Here is a 9,909-nt window from a genome sequence, read left to right as displayed (position 1 = left end):
TCCGCGTTCGGCACGGGGAATGCCGGGCCCGTTGTCGATCACGACCGCCTGCGGACCGCGGGGGGTTTGCCTCAGTTCGATTCTGACTGCCCCGCTATCGCGCGTGAATTTCACCGCATTATCGTCTGGGTGGTTTGGTATCACCGCCTGATCGGCGAAACCGAGGGGCCAACCCTTATCACGGATACAGCATGTACAGCGACCTCTTGTCGCTTTCCTTCTTGGCACACCGACAACTACTATGACGCCGGGCGATATTTGCACCACAGCCCGACAGCCCGACATCGTGCGCATCGAAACGGAAACGAAGCGGCGCCCTTTGTCATGCCCGGGCCCCGCCCCGCTTCGAACAATCAGAAGAACGTGCGAATGCCAACTGCCGCAACGTAATTGGTCGGCTCGTAGCCGATAAACTCGGCCCCATTGAACTTCGAAAACATATACCCGGCATAGAGGTCGGTACGTCTGCTCAGATTGTAGTCGAGCAGCACTGAGTATTCGAGCTGGTTGCCACCTGCAACGTGTGCACTCTGCATGAGCTGCGTATCGTAGAAGCCGGCGGCAATATCAAGTGTCGGCGTAATTTTGTAGTCGCCACCGAAGAAATACACGTTGGTCTTGGAGGCGTTGACCGTGTTCACAAGCGAGCCTTGGAATCCATAGTAATCAGTCGTTGCACCGGCAGCAGCAGGGTCGGTTGGCGGTTTGAGCTCGTAACGCTCATAGCCGCCCTTGACTGTGAGCGCGCCGAAGGAATACTTCGCCACGAGGTAAAGATCCTCGTCGTTGTTGAGCGTCAACGTCCCGACATTGTTGCCGATTAGCGGACTGCCCACCGGATTCACCCCCACCAGCGCCCCCGAATGAGTGATATCGCGCGCGTAGTAGTAGCCCGCATTAACCCCCAACTGATGCGCTTCGTAGCCGAGATCCGCGCCGAATGTAGAGCCGTCGCCAAACTGGTTGTGTCGCGATAATGACGGCAACGCAAGAAAATTCCGCAATGACAAGGAGTCCTTACGCCACCAACGAATAGAACTGTTCGGCATCGGTTCGGGTGACGCCGCGGTCCTTCATCTGGCCTTTCCTGATCATATGCATCGTCTCAATGCCTGACAGGATGATGCGGGCACACCGGAAATCCTTGAAGCCCATCATGGGCCTGGTTCGGCGTTTGATCGCCCGATGATCCTGCTCGACGATGTTGTTCAGATACTTGACCTGCCGGACCTTGATGGGCGTTTCCCGCTCGGCGTTGATGGCCTGGAGGGCGGCCAGATTCGCCCCGCTTTTATCCATGGTTACGGTCTCGGGCGTCCCGTTCCGATCGATGGCTTTCTCGAAGTAACGGCGTGCTGCCGCCTTGTCGCGATGCGCCCGCAACAGGAAATCGACCGTATTGCCGGCCTTGTCCACCGCGCGATACAAGTACTTCCACTGGCCGCCCACCTTGACGTAGGTCTCATCCATCCTCCAGCTCTTGCCGACCGGACGTTTGTGCTTGCGAAAGGCCTTCTCGAACAACGGTACGAGTTTGATCACCCAGCGATGCACGCTCGAATGGTCGACCTCGAAACCCCGTTCGGCCATCATTTCCTCGAGATTTCGCAAGCTCAGCGAGTAGGCCACATACCACCGCACGCACAGAAGTATCACGTCCAGAGGATAGTGCAGTCTCTTCATCACCTTCGCGATTCCCGGTGGTAGCGTCGTACGCGGCGTCTTGCCCGTCATGGCCATCGTGGTCGTCTCAATTTCGGTCGCCGAAGTTTACCTGATCACCTTAGCGCGACAGAGCCTTTTGTTATGGGGATGCCGAGTCAGCGTCCCAGGGTACCTTACTGTCCGTCTCCATCCGTCTGTCTGACCGTGCAAATCAGACCGGCCTCTGCCGCGACCACGCCATCCACTTCGGCGCGAGCCTTGAACTTCCAGATGCCGCGCATGTGCCGCTCGAACGTCGCGTTCAGGATCAGTTGGTCGCCGGGTTCCACCACGCGCCTGAATCGCGCGTTGTCGATGCCGACGAACAGGTACAGCGTGCTGGCCGGATCATGCGGCTCTTCCGAGAAGGTTAATAGCGCAGCTGTCTGCGCGAGCGCTTCCAGAATCAGCACGCCCGGCATCACCGGACGACTCGGGAAGTGGCCCATGAAGTACGGTTCATTGATTGACACGTTCTTCAGCGCCTTGATGCACTTGTGCGGCTCGAGTTCGAGCACCCGATCGACCAGCAGGATCGGATAGCGATGCGGCAGCAGTGTGAGAATCCTGTGAATGTCGAGATTGATTTTTTCAGTGCTCATGGTATTTCTATTCACGCATTGACCGCGCGATGATCACTCCGGATGCTGGTGCAGGTGGATCGGTAACGCATGCTGCCCCGTCACGGCAACCGACTCTTCTGGCCTGATACTCGCTCGAACCTTGCCCGGTGCTCACGCCTTGTCGCCCGAAGCATCGGTAGCCGACGCGTCGAATGCCTTGATACGGTCGCACAGTCTGTCGAGATTGCACATCAACGCGGCGCTTCGTTTCTCATCCGGTGTACCCGGCCCCATAGGGCCGTGTATCGGCTCTGGTTCCTACTCCTCGCCCAGGAACGACTTTAATCGCCCGGAGCGGGCCGGGTGCCGCAGCTTGCGCAGTGCCTTGGCTTCGATCTGCCGGATCCGCTCACGCGTCACCTCAAACTGTTGTCCTAGTTCCTCCAGTGTGTGATCCGTGCCGCTATCGATACCGAAACGCAGGCGCAGAATTTTCGCTTCGTGCGGCGTCAACGTCGTGAGCGCCTCACTGACGGCATCCCGCATGCTGGCGTGCAGCGCTGCATCGTCGGGCAAAATCGCCGCGGGGTCCTCGATCAGGTCGCCTACCGAAGTGTCCTCGTTTTCCCCGACGGTCGCATCCAGGGAAACCGGCTCCCTGACGATCCGCAGCATTTCCCGAATCTTCTTTTCCTGTATCTCCATCCGCTCCGCCAGCACGGCGGCATCGGGCTCCCGGCCGGTCTCCTGCAGGATCTTGCGCGAGATCCGTTTCAGTTTGTTGATCGACTCGATCATGTGGACCGGGACCCGGATGGTGCGCGCCTGATCCGCGACCGACCGGCTGATGCCCTGCCGGATCCACCAGGTCGCATAGGTGGAGAACTTGTAGCCGCGACGGTATTCGAACTTGTCAACGGCTCGCATCAAACCGATATTGCCTTCCTGTATCAGGTCGAGAAACAGCAGGCCGCGGTTCACGTACCGCTTCGCGATCGAGATCACCAGCCGCAGATTCGCTTCGATCATTTCGCCTTTCGCGCGCAGCGTTTTTGCTTCACTTTCGGTCATCGCCCGACAGACCTCCCTGAAGTCATCGAGCGGCAGCACGACCCGCTTTTGCAAAGCAAGGAGCTTTTCCTGTTCCAGCTGGATCGCAGGGAGGTTTCGCTCCAGCACGCCACTGAACGGGTGCCCTGCTGTGATGAGTTGCTGCTGCCACGCCGGGTTGGTCTCGTTGCCCCGGAAATGCGCGACAAACATGTCGCGAGGCACACCACACCGGTCAACCGCGATCCACGCGATTTCGCGCTCGATGGTCCGGACCCCGTCGGCGGATACCCGCAACGCGCTCGTCAAACGCTCAATCGTGCGCGCCGTGAAGCGGATCGTCGTCAGTTCGGTCTCGATCGCTGCCTGTGCGGCGCGATAACGCCCAGATCCATAACCCTCCGTTTCGTAGGCATCCCGCAATTGCTCGAACCAGTCAGCTACCGTTGCCAGCTTCGCCAGCGCGTCGCGCTTCAGGGTCTCGCTCTGCAGATCGGCCGACGCGGCTTCAGCTCCGTCATCATCTTCGTCGCCCTGATCCTCGTCGAGGACCGGATCGCCGTCGACGCTTTCCTCCGCGACGGCAATAATGTCATCCGTCTCCACTGCAGCGGGGTCAATCATCCCATCGACGACCTCTTCGATAGCGGTTGCGCCGCTGGCAACGCCGTCAGCGATCGCGAGTATCTCCGCAATCGTTGTCGGGCACGAAGATATGGCCCGGATCATGTCGTTGCGGCCCTCTTCGATGCGCCGCGCAAGCGCAATTTCCCCCTTGCGGGTGAGGAGTTCAGTGGTACCCATCTCGCGCATGTACATGCGCACGGGATCGGTGGTGCGGCCGAACTCGGCGTCCACGCTCGAGATGGCCGCCACGGCCGCTTCGTCGACCTGCTCATCAGACGAACCCGCGACCGCATGATCGTGCATCACCATGGACTCGGCGTCCGGTGCCTGCTCGAATACGGCGATGCCCATGTCGCTGAAGGCTCTGATCACGTTGTCGATCGCATCAGGTTGCGCCAGGCGCTCAGGCAGGCAATCGCTAATTTCCCCACGAATGACGAACCCGCGCTCATTTCCGAGCTTGATCAGCGCGCGCAGGCCCGAGCGGCCATCGTCGTTTTCTCCAGCGGACTCATCCGGTAGCGCGACACCGGCGTCGTGCACACGTGCGTTTGCTTTCATCCGGCGTGAACCGGTCCCCGGTGGAACTGTTGCGACCGCGGACCCGGAGTCCCTCGCTCCGTCGAGCGTCGAGGAGCTCGCTGGTCGCGTTGTGACCGCCGCCGCCGTGGGTGCGCGATCCGTAACGTCTATGCCGGCGTGTCCACTCGTCACGTTGAGGTTGCCCGGCACCACGTCCAGTGTCTGCTTCTTCACAGCCTTTTTCGTCACGCGGTCGCTCCATGGGATTTGACGTCAGGGTTAGCGCGCAGCACGTGCGGCAGCCTTCGCGAGGTAATGAACCATCTCAGAGGCGCGCACCATGCGCCCGGATCAGTTGGACCAGATCAGATACCGAAATCTCATATCGGACCTCCTGTTCGGGACCCGTCGCATGATGATCGCTGTACCGCTCCTCGATCTCGACGAGCACGGCGGTTCTGCCATCCGGTGACGCCTGCAGGGTGACGTCGCGATGCGCCTGATGACCATCAGGACTGACCGGATCGTGATGCAGGCGCAGACGCCCAAGGCCGTAGTTGCGTGGAGCTGAATTCATCTGAGCTTTCCCTTGATTCATTTCTGTCGGTGGTCCCGCCTTGCCGGGCCGTTACAGGCCCGCGCGTGGTGCCGCCATGTCGGGCGTCACAGCGCCTCTGCGCATGCCGTTGACGTGATAATATCATTATCATTGTCTGTAAATGCTGTTAACCAGGGGATATCATGCCTACCCAAGCCCAGGGCAAACTCCGCGAAGCCGCCCTCGATTACCACGAGTTCCCGACGCCGGGCAAGATCGCCATCGCCCCGACCAAGCAGATGATCAACCAGCGCGACCTCGCGCTGGCTTACTCGCCGGGCGTCGCGTTCGCGTGTGAGGAAATCGTCGAGAACCCGCTGAACGCCGCCCGTTTCACCGCGCGCAGCAACCTGGTCGGCGTCGTCACGAACGGCACCGCGGTGCTGGGTCTGGGCAACATCGGCCCGCTCGCCTCGAAGCCGGTCATGGAAGGCAAGGCCGTCCTGTTCAAGAAGTTCGCTGGCATCGACGTGTTCGATATCGAGCTGAACGAGTCCGATCCGCACAAGCTGGTCGAGGTGATCTGCGCGCTGGAACCGACCTTCGGCGGTATCAATCTTGAAGACATCAAGGCGCCGGACTGCTTCATCGTCGAACGGGAATGCCGCAAGCGCATGAAGATTCCGGTCTTCCACGACGACCAGCACGGCACGGCGATCGTCGTCGCGGCGGCGATCACCAACGGTCTGAAGGTGGTCGGCAAGGACATCAAGAAGGTCAAGCTGGTGTCGTCCGGCGCGGGTGCGGCGGCGCTGGCCTGTCTGGATCTGCTGGTCGACATCGGCCTGCCGCTCGAAAACATCACCGTCACCGACCTCGCCGGCGTGGTCTACAAGGGCCGCGTCGAACTGATGGACCCGGACAAGGAACGCTTCGCACGCGAAACCGAGGCTCGCACGCTCGCCGAGGCGATCGGCGGCGCGGATATTTTCCTGGGTCTCTCGGCCGGCGGCGTGCTGAAGCAGGACATGGTCAGGCAGATGGCTGACAAGCCGCTGATCCTGGCGCTGGCCAACCCGACTCCGGAAATCCTGCCGGAACTGGCGCTCGAAGTGCGTCCGGACGCTGTGCTCTGCACGGGCCGCACGGACTACCCGAACCAGGTGAACAACGTGCTGGTGTTCCCGTTCCTGTTCCGCGGCGCGCTGGACGCGGGCGCGACGACGGTCACGCGTGAAATGGAAATCGCCGCGGTCAATGCAATTGCCGAACTGGCACGCCAGGAGCAGAGCGATATCGTCGCGACCGCGTACGGCATCCAGGATCTCTCGTTTGGTCCGGCGTACCTGATTCCGAAGCCGTTCGACCCGCGCCTGATCGTCAAGGTCGCACCGGCAGTGGCGAAGGCCGCGATGGAATCCGGAGTCGCCGAACGTCCGATCGAGGACATGGAAGCGTACGAACAGCATCTGCAGCAGTTCGTGTATCACAGCGGCACGACCATGAAGCCGATTTTCCAGCTGGCGCGCAGCGTCGAGCCGGGGAAGAAGCGCATTGTGTTCGCGGAAGGCGAAGAAGAGCGCGTGCTGCGTGCCATGCAGATCATCGTCGACGAAAAGCTCGCGAAGCCGATCCTGATCGGCCGTCCGGCGGTGATCGAGCATCGCATTGCGCGCTATGGCCTGCGTATCACACCGGGTGTCGATTTCGTCGTCGTCGATACAGATCACGACGAGCGCTATCGCGACTTCTGGCAGGAATATCACCGGATGATGGCGCGCAAGGGCATCAGCGAGCAGATGGCGAGGCTCGAAATGCGCCGCCGCACCACGCTGATCGGCGCGATGCTGGTGAAGAAGGGCGAGGCGGACGGCATGATCTGCGGCACGATCAGCACGACGCATCGTCATCTGCACTTCATCGACCAGGTGATCGGCAAGCGCGAAGGTTGCAGCGTCTATGCCGCGATGAATGCGCTGGTGCTGCCGGGCCGGCAGATTTTCCTGGTCGACACGCACGTAAACGTCGATCCGACGCCGGAGCAGCTTGCTGAGATCACGATCATGGCCGCCGAAGAAGTGCGCCGTTTCGGCATCGAGCCGAAGGTCGCGCTGCTGTCGCACTCGAACTTCGGCACGAGCAACGCGCCGTCCGCGCAGAAGATGCGCGACGTGCTCGAGATCCTGCGCGAGCGCGCGCCGGACCTGCAGGTGGACGGCGAAATGCACGGCGACGTCGCGCTCGACGCAAATCTGCGCCGCGAAGTGCTACCCGAATCGACGCTCGAAGGCGACGCGAACCTGCTGATCCTGCCGAATATTGATGCGGCGAACATCGCGTACAGCCTGCTCAAGACGGCGGCCGGCAACAACATCACGATCGGTCCGATGCTGCTGGGCGCCGCGAAGCCGGTACACGTGCTGACCGCGTCCGCCACGGTGCGTGCCATTGTCAACATGACTGCACTGGTCGTCGCCGATGCAGGTGCCGCATCCCCATCGTCGCGGGCCCCATGATGTTTCATCTGTCAGGAGCAAGCGCTGGTGGCCGGCGCGTTTCCGCGTTGACTTCGCCTTGCATGGCCACAGTGTTTGCTGCGACGTCCCGCAGAAGAGCACCGGATGTCGCTATCGGCGGGATTTCTTTGCGTTTCGCTCCCGGTTACTGCACGAGATATTTTACGGAGACTGCCGGGCGATTGCACGGGTAATGCAGGACGGGTTCGGGCGGCGCTCGCGTGCTCAATATCAGCGAGGCGGGCTGACTGAAAAAACATCAGCCGGCTCGCCGATCTGTTGGAGCAGCGCCTGCACACGACGCTCCGACAGCAAGTCGCCTTGTTGCAAACTGCGCACCAGAAGAGCGTTGAGCTGTCTCGCCCAATAGTGGTCGGGCAATCGCTTAAGCGCCGCGCCGCTATTGAGTTCAAACACATGCTCAGCATGCACAATATCGTCTCGCAGGCTCAGCAGGAACATTTCCGTGCTTTCTCCCGAAGCTGGTTTCGACAAGTAAATGACACGCGCGCCAGCTCATCTGGCTCATATTCGGAGCACACCTCGGACCGGCATGGAACGCGGTCGGCATCGGAACGAGAAACCGGCGTGACCTGATGCTCACGGACCGCTTCCCTAAGCTTGCATTGCCAACGCACCCCACGTCACACTGGCACCCACCGCATGCATCAACACCTTGTCACCGCGGCGGATACGGCTGTCCCGATAGGCCCGATCCAGCGCGAGGGGAATGGAAGCCGCAGACGTGTGCCCCCAGGGAGCTAGCCGTCCCGTCGCAGGTCAATGGTCCCGGCGACAGGACGTCTGACTGGCTGGACTGGAGCCGGAGGGCAAATGTGGGCCGCCAGTCAGCCCGAAGACGCTGCGGTAATTGCATGCAGTGGGCGGACAAAGAACCGAACAGGAACGTCATTCAGACCGCAGCATGGATCACTCTCACGCATCGTTCGACGCCTATATGAAGTTTCTTGCCGGGCCATCCGCAGACGGTACGCCCGTGGTGCTGAAAACCGAACACGCACTTTCGCTGCACTTCGATCTGCTGGCCACGCAGAGTTTCATGTCCCGGCGTGACCCTGACAGGCTGGCGCTCGGCTACACCCGGACCATGATGGGATTCCTGCTGCTGCGGCCAGCGCCCACCAGGATTTCCATGATCGGTATAGGCGGGGGATCGCTGGCCAAGTACTGCTACCGGCATCTTCCGGATACAAGGATAGTGGCCATCGAGATCGATCCCGCGGTGATCGCGTTGCGCGACACATTTCACATTCCGCCCGATGATGAGCGACTCGAAGTAATCTGTGCAGACGGGGCGGAATACGTCAAGAGCCGCGATGCGCGCCCGGACGTGATTCTGGTGGATGGTTTTCTGGCACACGGCATGCCCGCACAGCTGGGTAACGCCGCCTTTTACTCGGCTTGCCATGCGCGGCTTGCCGACGGTGGTGTGCTGGTCGCCAATTTCGTCGCCGATGACCCTCATATTCCATACTACCTGGAAGAGGTGCGTTCAGTGTTCGGTAAGTCGTTTTCCATTTTCATGGCCGAGGACAGTTGCAACTACACGCTGTTTGCCTGGAAGGGCGCGCCGAGACTTCCCTCCCGGGATAAGCTCCTCGCGCGTGCACGCGTCCTGGCCACGACACATCCCCTGAACCTGCGCGGGGCCGCGCGCCGTTTGAAGCAAGGCGTGGGGCTCGCTTCGGACTGGACATTCAGGCAGAAGCTGACCGGCTGACGAAATGGCTGACGGGCGCCCGATCTGTGCGGCCGGAACGGAAGCGCCGCGTGACGCGTCCGCTAACATGCAGGCACGCGCGACGGTCGATATAGGCACCTCATGCAACGGCCCCAGGAAGCCGTGACATTCAAGGCACCGGGAGCCGGAATGAGACAGGCAGCATGGGGGTTGCGTCGCATGCCAGGGCTATGCCGCAACGCCGCTAATGTCCCTGCTCAGGGTAGTCACGCATCGTGGCGTAGACGACGATCACCCGCGGTGATGCGAAGTTGATCGGCATGTCGCTGGTGAAGAACCATGATGCATCCAGTTGGCCGCGCACGATGTCGCCGGCCTTCACGAGTTGCCGCGCGAGATCCGCGGCCATTCGACTCAATTCAACCCGCAGGCGCCAGTCGGCATGATGATCGTGGCGACGCAGCCAGATCCTCGTACTCATCAACAAGATGATCGGGCTGCAGCCACGCTCCGGTGGTGCGAAAGGCAAATATCTCGGATAACGCAAGAAAGCACGGCAACTCTGCGTTCGTCTCAAGACGGTGCATCCTGCGACCTGTCATATCGTTGCGTCCGCGACGGCCGGACATTGCCACGTTACGCTCATCGCGCTATCTTGCCGATGCGCGCTGAACCTGGATGCCCACG

At 61.0% G+C, this 9,909-nt stretch carries 9 protein-coding genes and 1 pseudogene; 2 read left to right on the top strand and 8 right to left on the bottom strand.

Annotated features, from left to right (window positions below; all coding sequences use genetic code 11):
* Positions 1-353 precede the first annotated feature (353 nt).
* From P0D89_RS39420 to P0D89_RS39400, 5 genes are all read right to left on the bottom strand, one after another.
* Positions 354-1,004: a porin gene (locus P0D89_RS39420; RefSeq protein ID WP_408369949.1), complete on the bottom strand. Its 651-nt coding sequence runs from the start codon at positions 1,002-1,004 to the stop codon at positions 354-356.
* A gap of 13 nt (positions 1,005-1,017) precedes the next feature.
* Positions 1,018-1,740, bottom strand: coding sequence for an IS6 family transposase (locus P0D89_RS39415; RefSeq protein WP_408369946.1), 723 nt, complete (start codon positions 1,738-1,740; stop codon positions 1,018-1,020).
* Between the two features lie 98 nt (positions 1,741-1,838).
* Complete coding sequence (gene fabZ / locus P0D89_RS39410; RefSeq protein ID WP_408369943.1) at positions 1,839-2,306, bottom strand: 3-hydroxyacyl-ACP dehydratase FabZ; 468 nt, start codon at positions 2,304-2,306, stop codon at positions 1,839-1,841.
* Positions 2,307-2,585: 279 nt separating this feature from the next.
* Positions 2,586-4,715 carry an RNA polymerase sigma factor RpoD gene (rpoD, locus tag P0D89_RS39405; protein ID WP_408378239.1) on the bottom strand — a complete coding sequence of 710 codons (2,130 nt, stop codon included), beginning with the start codon at positions 4,713-4,715 and terminating at the stop codon, positions 2,586-2,588.
* A 76-nt stretch (positions 4,716-4,791) separates the two neighbouring features.
* A complete protein-coding gene (locus P0D89_RS39400; RefSeq protein ID WP_408369938.1) occupies positions 4,792-5,043 on the bottom strand; it encodes a hypothetical protein in 252 nt (83 codons plus the stop codon).
* A 164-nt stretch (positions 5,044-5,207) separates the two neighbouring features.
* Between P0D89_RS39400 and P0D89_RS39395 the strand changes: the two genes are divergently transcribed.
* Positions 5,208-7,520, top strand: coding sequence for an NADP-dependent malic enzyme (locus P0D89_RS39395; protein WP_408378236.1), 2,313 nt, complete (start codon positions 5,208-5,210; stop codon positions 7,518-7,520).
* A gap of 231 nt (positions 7,521-7,751) precedes the next feature.
* Here P0D89_RS39395 and P0D89_RS39390 read toward each other — a convergent pair whose 3' ends face one another.
* Both P0D89_RS39390 and P0D89_RS39385 read right to left on the bottom strand, forming a co-directional pair.
* Complete coding sequence (locus tag P0D89_RS39390; RefSeq protein WP_408369932.1) at positions 7,752-7,982, bottom strand: hypothetical protein; 231 nt, start codon at positions 7,980-7,982, stop codon at positions 7,752-7,754.
* Positions 7,983-8,135: 153 nt separating this feature from the next.
* Positions 8,136-8,273: pseudogene (locus tag P0D89_RS39385) on the bottom strand (3-oxoacyl-[acyl-carrier-protein] synthase III C-terminal domain-containing protein); the annotation flags it as partial.
* A gap of 172 nt (positions 8,274-8,445) precedes the next feature.
* On the opposite strand from P0D89_RS39385, the gene P0D89_RS39380 reads away from it, so the two are divergent.
* A complete protein-coding gene (locus tag P0D89_RS39380; protein WP_408367876.1) occupies positions 8,446-9,261 on the top strand; it encodes a fused MFS/spermidine synthase in 816 nt (271 codons plus the stop codon).
* A 205-nt stretch (positions 9,262-9,466) separates the two neighbouring features.
* Here the strand turns inward: P0D89_RS39380 and P0D89_RS39375 are convergent, their stop codons facing one another.
* Positions 9,467-9,703: a hypothetical protein gene (locus P0D89_RS39375; RefSeq protein WP_408367868.1), complete on the bottom strand. Its 237-nt coding sequence runs from the start codon at positions 9,701-9,703 to the stop codon at positions 9,467-9,469.
* Positions 9,704-9,909 lie beyond the last annotated feature (206 nt).

Source organism: Paraburkholderia sp. RL18-085-BIA-A, from assembly GCF_046027075.1.
In the GTDB taxonomy this organism is placed as follows: domain Bacteria; phylum Pseudomonadota; class Gammaproteobacteria; order Burkholderiales; family Burkholderiaceae; genus Paraburkholderia.
This window is presented reverse-complemented; position numbering and strand designations above follow the sequence as displayed.